The sequence below is a fragment of the Streptomyces sp. NPDC057137 genome, from assembly GCF_042670825.1.
In the GTDB taxonomy this organism is placed as follows: domain Bacteria; phylum Actinomycetota; class Actinomycetes; order Streptomycetales; family Streptomycetaceae; genus Streptomyces.
In genome coordinates this window covers 450,596-464,958 of record NZ_JBHUUW010000001.1, presented here as the reverse complement: position 1 = coordinate 464,958, position 14,363 = coordinate 450,596, and the positions used below count along the sequence as shown (strand labels likewise).

The 14,363-nt window shown below is 70.7% G+C and carries 16 protein-coding genes; 8 read left to right on the top strand and 8 right to left on the bottom strand.

Annotated features, from left to right (window positions below):
* Nucleotides 1-26: 26 nt before the first annotated feature.
* Nucleotides 27-743, top strand: a complete 717-nt coding sequence (locus ACFT9I_RS01975; protein WP_382559373.1) for a TetR/AcrR family transcriptional regulator — start codon at nucleotides 27-29, stop codon at nucleotides 741-743.
* A gap of 30 nt (nucleotides 744-773) precedes the next feature.
* Here ACFT9I_RS01975 and ACFT9I_RS01970 read toward each other — a convergent pair whose 3' ends face one another.
* Together ACFT9I_RS01970 and ACFT9I_RS01965 are read right to left on the bottom strand one after the other, a co-directional pair.
* On the bottom strand, nucleotides 774-1,649 hold the full coding sequence (locus ACFT9I_RS01970; protein WP_382559371.1) for an ergot alkaloid biosynthesis protein: 876 nt from the start codon (nucleotides 1,647-1,649) through the stop codon (nucleotides 774-776).
* Nucleotides 1,649-2,113 carry a nuclear transport factor 2 family protein gene (locus ACFT9I_RS01965; RefSeq protein ID WP_382559369.1) on the bottom strand — a complete coding sequence of 155 codons (465 nt, stop codon included), beginning with the start codon at nucleotides 2,111-2,113 and terminating at the stop codon, nucleotides 1,649-1,651. The genes ACFT9I_RS01970 and ACFT9I_RS01965 overlap by 1 nt, the downstream gene beginning before the upstream one ends.
* 118 nt (nucleotides 2,114-2,231) lie before the next feature.
* On the opposite strand from ACFT9I_RS01965, the gene ACFT9I_RS01960 reads away from it, so the two are divergent.
* The 3 genes from ACFT9I_RS01960 to ACFT9I_RS01950 all read left to right on the top strand — a co-directional run bounded on the left by ACFT9I_RS01960 (nucleotide 2,232) and on the right by ACFT9I_RS01950 (nucleotide 4,831).
* Complete coding sequence (locus tag ACFT9I_RS01960) at nucleotides 2,232-2,825, top strand: TetR/AcrR family transcriptional regulator (RefSeq protein ID WP_382559620.1); 594 nt, start codon at nucleotides 2,232-2,234, stop codon at nucleotides 2,823-2,825.
* Between the two features lie 88 nt (nucleotides 2,826-2,913).
* On the top strand, nucleotides 2,914-3,606 hold the full coding sequence (locus ACFT9I_RS01955; protein ID WP_382559367.1) for a TetR/AcrR family transcriptional regulator: 693 nt from the start codon (nucleotides 2,914-2,916) through the stop codon (nucleotides 3,604-3,606).
* 70 nt (nucleotides 3,607-3,676) lie between these two features.
* On the top strand, nucleotides 3,677-4,831 hold the full coding sequence (locus ACFT9I_RS01950) for an FAD-dependent oxidoreductase (protein WP_382559366.1): 1,155 nt from the start codon (nucleotides 3,677-3,679) through the stop codon (nucleotides 4,829-4,831).
* A gap of 32 nt (nucleotides 4,832-4,863) precedes the next feature.
* Here ACFT9I_RS01950 and ACFT9I_RS01945 read toward each other — a convergent pair whose 3' ends face one another.
* Nucleotides 4,864-5,487, bottom strand: coding sequence for a CE1759 family FMN reductase (locus ACFT9I_RS01945; protein ID WP_382559364.1), 624 nt, complete (start codon nucleotides 5,485-5,487; stop codon nucleotides 4,864-4,866).
* Nucleotides 5,484-6,578 (bottom strand): LLM class flavin-dependent oxidoreductase, encoded by a 1,095-nt coding sequence (locus ACFT9I_RS01940; protein ID WP_382559617.1) that lies wholly within the window; start codon nucleotides 6,576-6,578, stop codon nucleotides 5,484-5,486. The genes ACFT9I_RS01945 and ACFT9I_RS01940 overlap by 4 nt, the downstream gene beginning before the upstream one ends.
* A 221-nt stretch (nucleotides 6,579-6,799) precedes the next feature.
* On the opposite strand from ACFT9I_RS01940, the gene ACFT9I_RS01935 reads away from it, so the two are divergent.
* Together ACFT9I_RS01935 and ACFT9I_RS01930 are read left to right on the top strand one after the other, a co-directional pair.
* Nucleotides 6,800-7,663: a DUF3592 domain-containing protein gene (locus tag ACFT9I_RS01935; protein ID WP_382559362.1), complete on the top strand. Its 864-nt coding sequence runs from the start codon at nucleotides 6,800-6,802 to the stop codon at nucleotides 7,661-7,663.
* Between the two features lie 47 nt (nucleotides 7,664-7,710).
* Nucleotides 7,711-8,952, top strand: a complete 1,242-nt coding sequence (locus ACFT9I_RS01930) for a hypothetical protein (RefSeq protein ID WP_382559360.1) — start codon at nucleotides 7,711-7,713, stop codon at nucleotides 8,950-8,952.
* Between the two features lie 34 nt (nucleotides 8,953-8,986).
* On the opposite strand, the gene ACFT9I_RS01925 is transcribed toward ACFT9I_RS01930, so the two are convergent.
* The 3 genes from ACFT9I_RS01925 to ACFT9I_RS01915 form a co-directional block, all read right to left on the bottom strand.
* Complete coding sequence (locus ACFT9I_RS01925) at nucleotides 8,987-9,994, bottom strand: hypothetical protein (RefSeq protein WP_382559359.1); 1,008 nt, start codon at nucleotides 9,992-9,994, stop codon at nucleotides 8,987-8,989.
* A gap of 158 nt (nucleotides 9,995-10,152) precedes the next feature.
* Entirely contained in the window at nucleotides 10,153-10,689 is a 537-nt protein-coding gene (locus ACFT9I_RS01920; RefSeq protein ID WP_382559357.1) for an EF-hand domain-containing protein, read from the bottom strand.
* Between the two features lie 219 nt (nucleotides 10,690-10,908).
* A complete protein-coding gene (locus ACFT9I_RS01915; RefSeq protein ID WP_382559355.1) occupies nucleotides 10,909-11,451 on the bottom strand; it encodes an FABP family protein in 543 nt (180 codons plus the stop codon).
* A gap of 170 nt (nucleotides 11,452-11,621) precedes the next feature.
* Between ACFT9I_RS01915 and htpX the strand changes: the two genes are divergently transcribed.
* Together htpX and ACFT9I_RS01905 are read left to right on the top strand one after the other, a co-directional pair.
* A complete protein-coding gene (htpX, locus tag ACFT9I_RS01910) occupies nucleotides 11,622-12,527 on the top strand; it encodes a zinc metalloprotease HtpX (RefSeq protein WP_382559353.1) in 906 nt (301 codons plus the stop codon).
* 41 nt (nucleotides 12,528-12,568) lie between these two features.
* Nucleotides 12,569-13,153, top strand: coding sequence for a hypothetical protein (locus ACFT9I_RS01905; protein ID WP_382559351.1), 585 nt, complete (start codon nucleotides 12,569-12,571; stop codon nucleotides 13,151-13,153).
* Here the strand turns inward: ACFT9I_RS01905 and ACFT9I_RS01900 are convergent.
* Complete coding sequence (locus tag ACFT9I_RS01900; RefSeq protein ID WP_382559349.1) at nucleotides 13,064-14,341, bottom strand: MFS transporter; 1,278 nt, start codon at nucleotides 14,339-14,341, stop codon at nucleotides 13,064-13,066. The two genes, ACFT9I_RS01905 and ACFT9I_RS01900, sit on opposite strands and share 90 nt — an antisense overlap.
* Between the last annotated feature and the right edge of the window lie 22 nt (nucleotides 14,342-14,363).

Below are 14,363 nucleotides of genomic sequence, written 5' to 3'. Positions count from 1 at the left end.
GTTAAGATTGGCGGTAGGATCGACGGATGGCGAGACAGCACTACCACCACGGTGAACTGCGGAACGCGCTGCTGGACGCCGCGGAGGCGCTGGTCCGCGAACGCGGCGCCGACGGCTGGTCGCTGCGCGAGGCGTCGGCGCGCGTCGGGGTCAGTTCCAGCGCCGCGTACCACCACTTCGCCTCACGCGACGCACTGGTGCGCGCACTGAGGCGGCGCGTACTCGCCCGGCTGGGCGAACGCCTGAGCCAGGCCGTCGGCCGAACCGCCGGCCCGGAGGCGGGCACCGATCACCAGCGGCGCCTGGTCGCCGTCGGGCGCACCTACGTGCAGTGGGCCGTCGAGGATCCCTCGGTCGCGCGGCTGGCCTTCGGCGCGGGGGCCGTCGAGCCCGGCTCGGATTCCGGCTCGGATCCTGACTCCGACTCCGGCCCTCGTCCCGACTCCGGGAGCGCGCCCCACCCGCACGACCTCCTCGACGCCGAACTCGACCGGCTCGTCGAGGCCGGCGGACTGTCGGAAGCCGCCCGCCCCGGGGCCGACTTCGTCGTCTGGGCCGCCATCCACGGACTCGCGACGCTGCTTGTCGACGGGCTGGCCCGGCTCGACGAGCCGCAGGCCGTCGCTCGCGAGGCGGAGCGCGTCGTACGGGCGGTCCTCACCGGCCTGACGCGGGAAGCCGTGCCGCCCCAGAACTGGCCGACCGTGCGCTCGGCCCACACGGAACGCCGCGCCGAACGGTAGGGCGGCCGACGGGTTGTGGTGTGCGCCGGCTCAGGCCAACTCCCGCTCGGCGAAGGCGCGGAAGGTGCGCGGCGGGCGGCCGGTGACGCGCCGCACCGTGTCGGTGGTGCGGTCCTCGGTCCCCTCCGAGATGGATCGGTCCATGCCGGCGAGCAGCGCGGCGTACTCGGCGGGCATCAAGGTTGCCAGACGGTCGCGCATCTCCTCGTACGTCAGCTGTCGATGGGTGACGGTCCGGCCCGTGACCTCGGCGAGTACGGCGGCGATGTCGCCGTAACTCAGCGCCTGTGGACCGGTGATGACGAGTTCACTGTTGGGGGCCTGGGTGTCGGCCAGCGCGCGGACGGCGACGCCGGCGATGTCGTCGGCGTCGATGAACCCGACACGGCCGTCACCCGTGGCCGTCACGACGGTCCCGTCCGCCCGGATGCTCTGTGCGTGCGGGTGGTCGCCGGCGAAGTTCTGCATGAACCACGAGGGCCGCAGCACCGCCCATTCGTCGAACAGGCCGGGCAGCGCCTGGTGGATCTGTCCCGTGGACGGACCGCCGGCGGGGATCGCCGACGAACTGAGCAGTACGGCACGGCGCACGCCGGCCGTACGGGCCTGCTGGAGGAAGGGCAGCATGATGTCGGCCGGCTCCAGGGAGCCGAGCGGCGGAATGAGATAGACCCGGTCCGTGCCGCTGAGGGCTTCGTCGTACGTCGTGGGGTCGTTCCAGTCGAAGCGGACGGCCTCGGTGCCGGTCACGGCGGTGGCTCGTCGGCTCGCGGCCTTCACGCGGTGCCCGCCCGCGGCGAGTTGGGCGGCGACGCGGCTGCCGGTGGTGCCCGTGGCGCCTATGACCAGGGTCGTGCCGGGAGTCGTCGTACTTCCGGGGGTGGTCGTCCGTCCGGGAGTGCTCATCAGTTCTTCCCTGTGAAGTCGACCGAGGGGTCCTGGACCGCGAGCGGGTTCCAGTAGTCGCGGTAGTGGGTGATGAGGCCGTTCTTGACGGTCACCACGGCGATGTAGGTCATGTCGAACGGCTTGTCGGTCTCCACCAGCCGGCCCACCCCGCGCATCTCGACCACGATCGTCTCCGGGACGGTGGTCCGGTGGATCTCCACGTCGGGGAAGTCGTGGACGTCGATGTGGTCGGGGTAGCCGCGCATGTAGTCACCGATCGCGGCCTTGCCGTCCAGCCGCTTCGGCCAGCCGTCGGGCGCGAACGGGAATTCGAGCACGCCGTCGGTGTCCCAGAGGTCGACCCAGCCGGGGATGTCCTTTTCCACCAGCAGTCGCAGTCCTTGGCGATACAGGTCCGCAGGTGCGGCTGCGGCTGCGGGTGTCGGGGCGGGTGCCGGGGCCGGTGCCGTGTTCGTGGGCATGAGGTGCTCCATCCAGTACGATACGGACCGTGGGTCCGCTTCTTGTTGAACGATACGGACCTTGGGTCCGCTTTGCAAGCAACGGAGGAATCTCATGTCAGCGCCAGCGCCAGTGCCGGTGCCCGAGCGCAAGCCGCGCAAGGACGCGGCCCGCAACCGGGCCGCCGCCCTCGCGGCGGCCGACGACCTCTTCGCCCACTGCGAGAGCCCCGAGTCGGTCACGATGGCCGACATCGCGGCGGCGGCCGGTGTCGGCAAGGCGACGCTCTTCCGTGCTTTCGGCGATCGCACCGGCCTGATCCACGCGCTGTACGAAGCGCGGCTCGAACCGGTCGCGAGCGCCATCGAGCAGGGCCCGCCGCCGCTGGGACCCGACGCCCCGCCGCGCCGGCGCGTACCCGCCCTGCTCGACGCCGTCCTGTGCTTCAAGCTCGACAACCGCCACCTCGCGCTGGCCCTGGAAGGGATCGGCGGCGACAGCCCGTACCGGGCGGGCCACTACCAGCGGTGGCACGGCACGCTCCAGGCCGTACTTGAGCAGATCCCCGGTCTCACGGACAGCGATTTCACCGCCCACGCGCTGCTCGCCGCCACCCGCGCCGACCTCGTCGAACACCTCGCCGGTCAGCAGCGCGTGCCGCGTGAGCTGATGCGGGCGCAGCTGGCGTCCTTCACGGCCAAGGTCCTGGGCTCCGACGCCCCTCCGAGCTGACGGTCGAGCCTCCCGAAGGGGGCGGGGTGGTGGGCGGCGGCATAGGCCGAACTTGTTCGTGACGAACATGTTCGTTACGCTCGTAGGCATGACACCACGTCCCCCCGCGCCCAAGAGCCGCCGCGAGCGTCCGGCCAAGCCCGCGCTCAGCCATCAGGGCATAGTCGAGGCAGCCGTACGGATCATGCGTACGGAGGGACTTCAGCGCGTCACCATGCGCCGTCTCGCGAAGGAGCTGGACACCGGGCCCGCGTCCCTCTACGTCTACGTCGCCAGTACGGCCGAGCTGCACGCCGCGATTCTGGAGGAGTTCCTGGGCGCGGTCGATCTGCGCCCCGTGACGGCGCGAGGGGACTGGCGCGAGCGGCTCGCCACGGTCCTCATCTCGTACACGCGCGTTCTGTTCGAGCATCCGACCCTCGCGCACTCCGCGCTCGTCGCCCGGCCGTCCGGCGCCAACTACTTGGCGCTGGTCGAGGCGGTCCTCGCCCTGCTGGACGAGGGCGGCGTCCCCGGGGCCCAGGCCGCGTGGGGCGTGGACGTGCTGCTCCAGGTCGCCACCGCCACCGCCGCCGAGCAGTCCACCCGCGCCGAGGACACCGACGCGAGGGACGACCACAACACACTCGCCAGGACCCTGCGAGAGGTGTCGGCCGACACCCACCCCCGTATCGCCGCGCTCGCCGACGACCTGGTGTCCGGCACGCCGCGGGAACGTCTGAGCTGGATGTTCCGCACGGTCGTCAACGGAGCGCTGACCACGCCTCGGCAACAGCCCTGAACTCGGCCACCGGCGGCCCCGTCGGCAGCGCCCGCCCCCGCACCTCACACCCTGAAGAAGGAGCGCCCCCATGACCACCACCACCCACCACCCGATCGCCGTCATCGGCGGCGGCCTCGGCGGCCTGACCCTCGCCCGGGTCCTGCACGTCCACGGCATCGACGCCACGGTCTTCGACCTGGAGGCGTCCCCCGACGCGCGGACGCAGGGCGGCATGCTCGACATCCACGAGGAAACCGGCCAGGCGGCGCTGCGCGAGGCCCAGTTGCACGAGGCGTTCCTGGCCAAGGTCCACCCCGGCGGCCAGGCGCTGCGGGTCCTCGACAAGCACGCACACGTCCTGCGCGAAGAGAAGGACGACGGTACGGGAGGGCGCCCCGAGATCGACCGGGGCGACCTGCGCGACCTGCTGGTCTCCTCACTGCCTGAGGGCACCGTCCGCTGGAACGCCAAAGCGGTCTCCTGCCGCGCGCTGGGCGACGGCAGGCACGAGGTCACGCTGGCCGACGGCCACGTGTTCACCACGGACCTGCTCATCGGCGCCGACGGCGCCTGGTCCCGCGTCCGGCCTCTGATGTCCGCCGAGACGCCCGCCTACACCGGCATCTCCTTCGTCGAACTCGACCTGCACGAAGCGGAGAAGCGCCACCCCGAGAGCGCGGCGCTGATCGGCGGCGGCATGTGCTTCGCGCTCGGCGACGAGAAGGGCTTCCTCGCCCACCGCGAGACCGACGGCAGTCTGCACATCTATGTGGCGCTGCGCGCGGACGAGAAGTGGCTGGGGACCCTGGACTTCACCGACCCGGACACCGACACCGTGAAGACGGAACTGCTGAAGAACTTCGACGGCTGGGCCCCCGCCCTGCGAGATCTCGTCTCCGACGCGGACGGCCCGCTCGTGCCCCGCTACATCCACGCCCTGCCCATCGGCCACCGCTGGCCCCGGGTCCCGGGGACGACACTCCTCGGCGACGCGGCCCACCTGATGTCGCCCTTCGCCGGAGAGGGCGCCAACCTCGCCCTGATCGACGGCGCCGACCTCGGGCGCTGTCTGGCCGAGCATCCCGGTGACCGGGAGGCGGCGCTGACGGCGTACGAGGAGATCCTCTTCCCGCGCTCCGAGGAGACGGCCGAGCAGTCCGTCGAGGGTCTGGAGACCATCTTCGACGCGAGCGCGCCCCAGCGGCTCCTCGACATGTTCGCCCAGTTCGACGAGACACAGTGACGGCCCGCTGATTCCCCGCTCACCGGTCCGCCTCAGGACCTGTCGCGGCCCAGGAGTTGTTCCATGGCGGCGGCCCCCTCGCTGAAGGCGTCGCGCCGGCGGTGGGGGCCGCATCCCTGGACCAGTCGGGCGTAGTCGGTCGCGGCGGCCGTGATGCGGTCGCGCAGGACCGCCGCCCCGTCCGACTGGGAGCCGAAGTCGTCCGTGGCGGCGTACACGCCCCGCGACGACACGATGGCGTGCAGATACGAGAACATCGGCCGCAGCGCGTGTTCGAGAACGAGCGAGTGCCGTTCGGTGCCGCCCGTGGCACCCATGAGCACGGGCATGTCCGACAGCGTCTCCTCCGGGAGCACGTCGAAGAAGGACTTGAACAGACCGCTGAAGGAAGCGTTGAACGCGGGGGTGACCACGATGACCCCGTCGGCGTCCGCGACCGTACCGAACGCCTCGTCGAGCGGCGCGGCCGGGAAGCCGCTGAACATCGCGTCGATGATGGCGTGTCCCAGGGGGCGCAGTTCGACGAACGAGGACTCCACCGTGATGCCGGCGGCGGTGAGTTGTGTACGTACGGCTGCCTCCAGGCGGTTGGCGAGCATGCGCGTCGAGGAGGGTTCGCGCAGTCCGCCGGTGATGATCGTGAGTTTGGTCGTCACGTATTCCCCGCATTCCCCGCGTCGCGCTCCCGCAGCAGCGACTGATGCGTGGGGGCCGCCGGGGCATCGGCGGACCTGCCGACGGCGAATTCCTTGCGGAGGACCGGCACCACCTCTTCCCCCAGGAGGTCCAGCTGCTCCAGCACCGTCTTGAGCGGCAGTCCCGCGTGGTCGAGGAGGAACAACTGGCGCTGGTAGTCGCCCGCGTACTCACGAAAGCCCAGCGTCTTGTCGATCACCTGCTGCGGGGAGCCGACGGTCAGGGGCGTGAGCGAGGTGAACTCCTCCAGGGACGGCCCGTGCCCGTACACGGGCGCGTTGTCGAAGTACGGCCGGAACTCCCGTACCGCGTCCTGGCTGTTGGGGCGCATGAACACCTGTCCGCCGAGGCCCACGACGGCGGACTCCGGGGTGCCGTGCCCGTAGTGCGCGAAGCGCTGCCGGTACATCTCCACCATCTTCCGGGTGTGCGACGCGGGCCAGAAGATGTGGTTGGCGAAGAATCCGTCTCCGTAGTAGGCGGCCAGTTCCGCGATCTCGGGGGTACGGATGGAGCCGTGCCACACGAAGGGCGGGATGCCGTCCAGCGGGCGGGGTACGAGGGTGAAGCCCTGCAAGGGCGAGCGCAACTTGCCCTCCCAGTCGACCACTTCCTCGCGCCACAGCCGACGCAGCAGGTCGTAGTGCTCGACGGTCAGCGGGATGGCCTGACGGATGTCCTGGCCGAACCACGGATAGACCGGCCCGGTGTTCCCACGCCCCAGCATCACGTCCGTCCGGCCGCCCGACAGGTGCTGGAGGACGCTGAAGTCCTCGGCGATCTTGACGGGGTCGTTGGTGGTGATCAGCGTGGTCGACGTCGACAGGATGATCCGCTCGGTCAGCGCGGCGATGTACCCGAGCAGGGTGGTGGGGGAGGAGGGCACGAAGGGCGGATTGTGGTGCTCGCCCGTGGCGAAGACGTCGAGGCCGACCTCCTCCGCCTTACGGGCCACGGTCACGGTGGCCCGGATACGTTCCGCCTCGGTGGGAGCACCGCCTGTGGTCGGGTCGGGGGTCACGTCACCCACGGTGAAGATTCCGAACTGCATCCCGCTCATATCGCCGACACCGCCCTCCTCGGCCGCCTACCGGACTCACAGAACACTGGAGTCACAAAACACCTCATTTCTACCCTCCGAGGTATGCGTTGAATCCGGTCGCGTACGCAGGAGGACCGGCGGACACGCAGGGGACTGCCCGTCGCCCACCCCCTGCGGCATGATTGATCGCGGATCGGCGCCGGGCGGCGGGGTGACGACAGGGGGCGGGCATGAACTGGCACGGAGCGCTGCTGCTGTGGTGCGCGGCGTGCGGCGTACTCGCGCTGATCGGGTACGGCCGGTCACTCGCCGGCGTCACCTGGGCACAGCGGGCGGTGCGGGTCCCGGGGCGGATAGCCGAGGTACGGACCCCGCAGCACGGAAGCGACGGCTCGGCCGGGATACCTGTGACGATCGCCTTCCCCGACCCCGCCACCGGACAGGAGCACGTCCTGCCCTACGTGGCCGGGGACAGCGGGATCCGGCTGGACACGGTGTGGGTGGGCCGCGAGCTGGCGGTGCTCCACCCACCCGGCGAGCCCGCCAATTTCAAGATCGCGTACGACCTCGGGGACAACCGGCACGGCCTGGCCTGGCCGCACTTCCTGGCCTTCCTGCTGTACGCGGGGCTGGTCGCCGACACCTCGATCAGACATGGCTACCCGTGGACCCTTCTCGGCGTGGGCGTGCCACTGACCGCCGTCATGGCGGTCGTCCTGCGTGACGAATTCCGCCTCGCGCGCCGCGACGCCGCGAGATGGGAGGCCGCCGTCGCCGTGCCGGGCCGGGTCGTGGCCGTCCTCAGGACCGAGCACGAGGACGGGGAGGGCTCCTGGACCAGCTACGCGGCGGTGATCACCTTCACCACGCCCGAGGAAACGGTTGTCACCGCACGCTTCCGCGTTGATCGGAACGATCCGGCCACCGCGTACGGCCGGGAAGTCACCGTCCACCACCCACCCGAGGACCCCGAGGTCTTCACCCTGGACGGTGCCGCCAGTCGGCGCTCCGAGCTCCGGCAGGCCGCCTTCGTCGTCCTGTGCCTGCTGCTGGGGGGCGTGGCCGCGTCGGTCACGGGCGCGGTACTGCTGTGACGGCGCCCGGTCCGCGGCGTCCGAAAGTCAGGCCCTAGTCTTGCCGGATGCGTATCGGGGGCATCGGGGAAAGCGGCGACGGCGGTAACAGCGACGGCGGCACCGGCGACGGTGGCAACGGCGGAGGCGACACGGAGAGTTCTGCCGAGCGGCCGGGGCTCCGTGGCCGGTTGCGTCGGGCGGGGAAGTACCAACTCCTCGTGGTGGGAACGGCGTTCGTGGTGCTGGTGGCCGGAGTCGCCGTCGCGGTGGCCGTCACCGGTGACGAGGACGGCGAGAAGTGCCACGAGGTCCCCGCGTCGGTCCGGGCGCTCGCCGACGACCCCGCGGCGGCCACGAAGGCTCTGGATCCCGGGGACGAACTCGACCGGATCTCGTCCGCCTCACATCTGCTTGCGCACGGCGCGGTGTGCGGCGACGGGGCCCGCGTACTGGGCCGCGTCGTGGACGCGGGCACCCGCGCCACAGGACCCGGCAAGCCGCACACCGCGGCGCAGGCCCGTAGCGCGTACGCGGTGGCGGCGGCCCTGAGCGGCGAGGAGATTCCGGCGGGGCTGGCGCCGGGTGTGGCACGGATGCTGGCCGAGTACGTGGTGGACGCCGGTCGGGACGACGGCTTCGGCGGGAATGACGCGACCAGCCCGGTGGCCCTGCCCAATGAGGCCCTGCCCGACAAGAACGGCTATACGGAACTCGGCCGCTTCCTCGCGCCCGACGAGGTGCACACCAGATTCGAGTACGACGACTACGACGCGAACACGGACATGAAGACCCTGGTGGCCGAACTCGCCGAGGACCCGGAGGCGTTCGCCGTTCTCTACGACGCCGAACGCGCCAATCTGGCCGCCTACCTGGAGCGGTTGACCGATGAGGGCGGTGACCCGGACTTCCGCCCCTCCCCGGCCGACCGCAGATCGGGTCCGACGACCTGGCCGGACAACGATCTCCAGGATCTGGCGGGCCGGGTGGGCACCTTGATGAAACACCGCGCCAACCACACCAGGGACGGCACGATTTCCGACCTCGACGCCTTCGACCGGTCCGTACGCGAGCACACCCGGGGCACGTTCCGGCCGGCCGAGAAGCAGCTGAAGACCCGTCTCCCGGTGGGCGACATAGCCGACCGGCCCGTGGCCGGCCCCGTGCGGGGCGATCTGATGGACGGCCGGGAGCAACTGTTCACCGTGCTGGACAGGTGGGCGGAGCAGCGCCACATACCGGACCGACGAGCCTCCGCCATGCGGCAGTTGATGGACGACTTCTACGTGCGGGGGCTGTGGCTCAGATAGTTCCGCCGACGTGAAGGCGTGTCATGACGCCGCGTCAGGAGTGGAACCGGAGGTCCGTGCAGCCGTGGCGGCGGACCTCGTCCCGCGCGAACTCCTTGAACATGCGCTCCTTGGCCGCCGCGTCGACCCCGGGGATGACGTCACGGGAGCCGGCGTAGGCGTAGTTGGCGGCCTCGCCGTCGCAGCGGGCGCTCGCGGTGCCCGGCCGGGGGATGCCGTCGTTCTCGTTCGCCGTGAGCCGGTTGCTCCAGTCGCCGTACCAGGACACGAAGGCGAGCGCCGCGCCGTCCCTCGACGATCCGTCCTCGCTCTCGGACGTCAGCTCGCAACGCCCGGTCGGGGCAGCGCTGTTCGCGCCCACCTTGATCCGCCAGCCGCCGTCCTTCGGCAGCCCGGCCCGGGACACCCAGGCGCAGGCCGTGTCCGCCGCCTCGGCCACGGGGACCGCCGGCACCTGGTTGGTGTCATCGGTCCGTGGGAGGTCCTTCTTCGGGGGCTCGATCGCCTCGGCGCCACAACCCACCTTGTCCGAGGCCGAGTTGGCGAACGCCACGGCGATACGGTACGCGGCCACCTGCGTTTTGGCGGGAATGGCCTGCCCCAGGTAGGTCTGCACCATCAGCTTGCGCTGTCGGCCCTGACTGTCCTTGCCGAGATCCGGGCAGGGCACGAGGAACCGTATGGAGCCGTTCTCGTCGATGAAACCGGGCAGGCTCCCGGGCAGCGGCTCCTGGCTCTCGAACCCCTCCCGGGTGAAGACCGCCATGAACGCCCGGTCCTGGTCGTCGCGCCGGGTGTACGCCGACATCGTGATGGTCCGTTCTCCGGAGACGTTGTAGCCGTCGAAGGTGAGCGAACAGGAGTAGGAGCCGAGCGCCTCGGTACGCTTCGACTCCGCGGACTCCAGGTCGGCGTCCGCCGGCGTGAGCCCCTTCACGACGTCGCGCGGCAGCGCGCCGTCGCACGCCTGACGGACCAGCAACCACTCCTGCATGGAGGGCGCGGCCAGATAACCACCCAGCCCGAGCACGGCCGCAGCCACCACAGAGACCTTCACCCAGCGCCGCATCGTTCCCCCGTCGTACCGGCCACCCGGAGGCGTCCGGCGCCTTCCGTACGTACCGCCGCACCCTAACTCGTCGGTGCCGACGGCCTACCGGCCGGGGAACGCCTCCGTGGGTACGCGGGGGCTCCGAGGCGTCAGGGCCCCGCAACGCCGGTCAGGTGGTCGCCGGGGATACCCGCCTTCTCGGGACGGTAGTAGTCCCTGATTCCCTCCGCCCATACGGCCTCCGAGATCCGGTCACCGTCAACGGGGCCGAAGGCGTCGAACAGCGCGTCGATACGGGACCGTTCGAAGCCGATGGCGATCATCAGGGCCATGAAGACGGGCCGTGTCACGAGGCCGTCGCCCTGCGGGGCGCCGAGCGCGGCCAGCGCCTTGGCGAACTCGTCGATCGTCGCCTCGAACCGCTCCGGCGACAGCACGCACGCGGTGAACTCCTCCCGGCTGATCCGCCCGTCACCGTTGGCGTCCAACTCGGTGACCAGGGTCCGCCAGTAGCGGCGACAGGACTGGAGCAGCGCGCTCTTCGCGACATCGTCGGACGCGGGCGCCGCCGCTGACACCCGGCTCGCCAACAGCTCGAAGTCCTCGGCCTCCAGACAGCCGTTCCCGTCGGCGTCGAGCAGGGAGAAGACAAGTTCGACACGGTCGGTCGCCTCAACGGTACGCATGGGGGCTCACCTTTTCTCTCCGGTCCTCCAGCCGGAGCCCGTGCCCCGGCGGCTCCCTCACTATCCGGCGGGCGCGGGAGCCGCGGTGCGGAAAGGCGGTGTGGTGCACACGAACGGGGGCAATCCACCGGTCTGCGCATGAAACGCCCCGACCTGGAAAGCGAAGGCGCCCGACCGCGCGGCCGGGCCCACCCGATGCCCGTACTACCCGCCGCGTCACTACCTGCCGCGTCGCAGCTGCGCCGAGAGGTGGTGCTGCAGCGGCTGACCCACCGCCGCCAGATCGTGGACGAACGTGAGCGCGCCGTCGTCGGTCAGGGTGTAGCGCCGACGGGTGGCGTCGACCTGCTTGGCCGTGGGGGTGCGGGCCACCTCCGTGGTGGCGAGGTCGACCGTGTTCTCGGCCGCCCGGCCCACCGCGATCTCCGCGATGCCGGTGGGCTGGGTGATCAGTGCCTCCACCCGGCCGTCGGGCTGCAGCCGCCACCAGCCGCTCTCGCGCGCCGACGGGCGTAGCGGTACGTCGTCGGCGTCGACCAGCCAGGCCCGCGTCTCGTAGTGGAGGAAGGGTCGGCCGTCGTGGCTGAAGGTGATCTCCTGCGCGTAGGTGAAGTCCCCGGTGAGCGTCGGATATCCGCCGCGTCCCCGGCCGTGCCACGTGCCGAGGAGACCGAGCACGGGCGCGAGCAGTGCGTGCGGTGCGGGTGCCTCGTCCGGTCGGTGGGCATCGGGATACGGGTGCTCTGGTACGAGGTCGAACACGGTTCGCGCTCCTGGGATCGAGGCCGGTGCAGGGTGGCAGCCTAGGCGGCCCGGACCCTTCCGTGACGGGCCGGGCCACCCGGTCTCGTACCGTCCATACATTCCATTTACGTCGTTTTGCCGAGATGTGGAGGAAAATGGCAGAAGTAGAGATCTGACGGAGGCGAGCGATGACACGAACCCGCTATACGAAGGACCGCGGCCTGACCACGCGCATGGTGACGACCATGTTCCTGATCGGCCTGCTGTACGTGGTCTTGGTCGGTGTGCTGCTGGCCGTGCTGGGGAAGTTCTGGCCGGTGATCCTGATCCTCGCCGGGGTGCTTTTCGTCGCCCAGTTCTGGTTCAGCGACAAGATCGCGGCCTTCGGCATGGGCGCCCACGAGGTCACCCCCGAGCAGGCGCCCGAGCTGCACGGCGCCGTGGACCGTATCTGCGCACTGGCCGACATGCCCAAGCCCAAGGTGGCGATCTCGGACAGCGACATACCGAACGCCTTCGCCACCGGCCGGAGCGAACGCAGCGCACTGATCTGTGCCACCACCGGGCTGCTCCGCAGACTGGAACCGGAGGAGCTGGAGGGCGTCCTCGCCCACGAGATGTCGCACGTCGCGCACCGCGACGTCGCCGTGATGACCATCGCGTCGTTCCTGGGTGTGCTGGCGGGCCTGCTGACCCGCTTCGCGCTCTACAGCGGGCTGTCGAGGAGCGCCGGCAACTCCGGTCCCCTCGGTATCGCTTTCCTGTTGATTCCGCTGGTCAGCGCGGTGGTGTACGCGGTCGGCTTCCTGCTCACACGGCTGCTCTCCCGCTATCGGGAGCTGTCCGCCGACCGTACGGCGGCGCTGCTCACCGGACGGCCGTCGGCACTCGCGTCGGCGCTGACCAAGGTGGACAGCCAGATGGCGCGGATCCCGACGCGGGACCTGCGGAAGGCGGAGCCGTACAACGCCTTCTTCTTCGTGCCGGCCTTCTCTTCCGGCGAGAGCCTGGGGCGGCTGCTCTCCTCCCACCCGACACTGGAGCAGCGGCTGGACCAGCTGGGCCGGATGTCCGCCGAGCTGGCCCGCCCGTGAATCCGTCGCCCGTCCGATCGTCACCGTGAGGAGCTGGTCCTGTGGGCCTTCTCGACACCATCCTCGGCCGGAGCAAACCGGTCCGCCCCGATCTCGACCAGCTGTTCGCCCTCCCGTCCGCCGCACTCACCCTCCAGGCCGGGGCCGGCTACACACCCACCGGCCTCGGTTCGGTCTGTTTCGCCGGCGTGGAGGGCGGCGGCTTCGCCCGGATCAGACAGGACGTACAGGAACTGCTCGACGCGGACACCGGCGAGGACAGCCACCCCGTGGAGTTCAGCCAGGATTCGTACGGTTACACCTGGCTGCTCGCCCGACAGGCGCCCGGCGACACGGCCACGCTGGTCAACGATCTCCACGCGGTCAACACCCTGCTCCAGGACGGCGGTTTCGGCCCGCAGCTCCTCTGCTCACTGATCAGTTTCCGGGACGCGGAGCAGCGGCCGCTCGCCCTCGTCTATCTCTACAAGCGCGGCAGCTTCTACCCCTTCGCACCGTTTCCCGGGGCCGCCGAGAAACGGGACAACCAGCGGGAGCTACAGGTCAGAGCGGTCCTCGGCGACGACCTGCGGATCGAGTCCGACCTCGCCCGCTGGTTCCCCGTCTGGGGTGCCCCCGGGCTCTGACCGGGCCTCGGCGGTTTGCCGCGCCGTCGCCGTGGGACTCGCCGTTGGACTCGGCGCGCCCGGTTCGGGCAGCGTACGGAACAGCAGCCAGCTCAGCGCGGGCATCAGGATCAGTGGTGTCAGGGCCGTACGCAGGGACGTCGCGTCGGCGACCGTGCCGATGAGGGGGCTGGCCAGGCCACCGATGCTGACGGTCAGCCCCAGGGTGATCCCGCCGGCGGTGCCGACGCGCGTGGGCAGATAGTCCTGGCCGAGGGTGACCTGCAGTGAGAAGGGGACGTACAGGCCGGCCGAGGTCAGCGCCACGCACACGAAGACAGCCGGGCCGGGGACGAACACGATCCCCGCGACGGCGGGGATCGAGACGAGATACGACCAGCGGGCGACCGTGACCCGGTCCCAGCGGTCCGCCAGGCTGCCGCCCAGCACCGACCCCACCGCGCCGCCGCAGTAGAGCACGAACAGCGCCGCGGTCCCCGCCGTTCTGCTGCCGCCCGGACGCTGCTCGATGTAGAGCGAGATGAACGTGCTCAGGCCGACGAAGACGACGGACCGGCAGACCACGGCCAGTGACAGCCTCACGAAGGAGGCCACGTCGTCGGTGGCCGGCACGACCGCCTTGCCGGAGGCGGCATCCGCCGTCTTCCGCAGCGCCCGCAGGACGGGCAGACACAGCACGCTGCCCGCGAGGGCCGGCACCACGAGCAGTGGCGACAGGCGCAGACCGCCGGTGGCGACGACCGCGGTGACCAGGAGCGGCGCGGTGGCGAAGCCCAGGGTGCCACCGAGCGAGAACCAGCCCATCGCGCTGTGGCTGCCCTCGCTGGCGAGCCGTGCGACGCGGGCGGACTCGGGATGGTAGGCGGCGACCCCGATACCGGACACCGCCACGAACGCCAACGTCATGGCGTACGAACCACTCAGACCGCTCAGCGCGATCCCCACCCCGCCGAGAATCGTGCCCGCCGGCAGGAGCCAGGGCATCGCCCAACGGTCCGTGAGCGCGCCGAACACCGGCTGGACCACCGAGGACAGCAGCGACGCGGCGAGCACGATGCCCGAGACCGCGGCGTAGCTGTAGGCGCGTTCGGCGACGAAGAACGGCACCAGCGAGGCGACAGCGCCCTGGTAGACGTCCACGCAGGCGTGGCCGACGGCGAGCAGGATGATCGATCTGTTCCTTGGCACCTCGCCATGGTCTTCGCCGAGT

Coding starts and splice junctions, on each gene's coding strand:
- ACFT9I_RS01975 (WP_382559373.1), top strand. CDS start 27: ATGGCGAGACAGCACTACCACCACGGTGAACTGCGGAACGCGCTGCTG.
- ACFT9I_RS01970 (WP_382559371.1), bottom strand. CDS start 1,649: ATGAGCACTCCCGGACGGACGACCACCCCCGGAAGTACGACGACTCCC.
- ACFT9I_RS01965 (WP_382559369.1), bottom strand. CDS start 2,113: ATGCCCACGAACACGGCACCGGCCCCGGCACCCGCCCCGACACCCGCA.
- ACFT9I_RS01955 (WP_382559367.1), top strand. CDS start 2,914: ATGACACCACGTCCCCCCGCGCCCAAGAGCCGCCGCGAGCGTCCGGCC.
- ACFT9I_RS01950 (WP_382559366.1), top strand. CDS start 3,677: ATGACCACCACCACCCACCACCCGATCGCCGTCATCGGCGGCGGCCTC.
- ACFT9I_RS01940 (WP_382559617.1), bottom strand. CDS start 6,578: ATGCAGTTCGGAATCTTCACCGTGGGTGACGTGACCCCCGACCCGACC.
- ACFT9I_RS01935 (WP_382559362.1), top strand. CDS start 6,800: ATGAACTGGCACGGAGCGCTGCTGCTGTGGTGCGCGGCGTGCGGCGTA.
- ACFT9I_RS01930 (WP_382559360.1), top strand. CDS start 7,711: ATGCGTATCGGGGGCATCGGGGAAAGCGGCGACGGCGGTAACAGCGAC.
- ACFT9I_RS01920 (WP_382559357.1), bottom strand. CDS start 10,689: ATGCGTACCGTTGAGGCGACCGACCGTGTCGAACTTGTCTTCTCCCTG.
- htpX (WP_382559353.1), top strand. CDS start 11,622: ATGACACGAACCCGCTATACGAAGGACCGCGGCCTGACCACGCGCATG.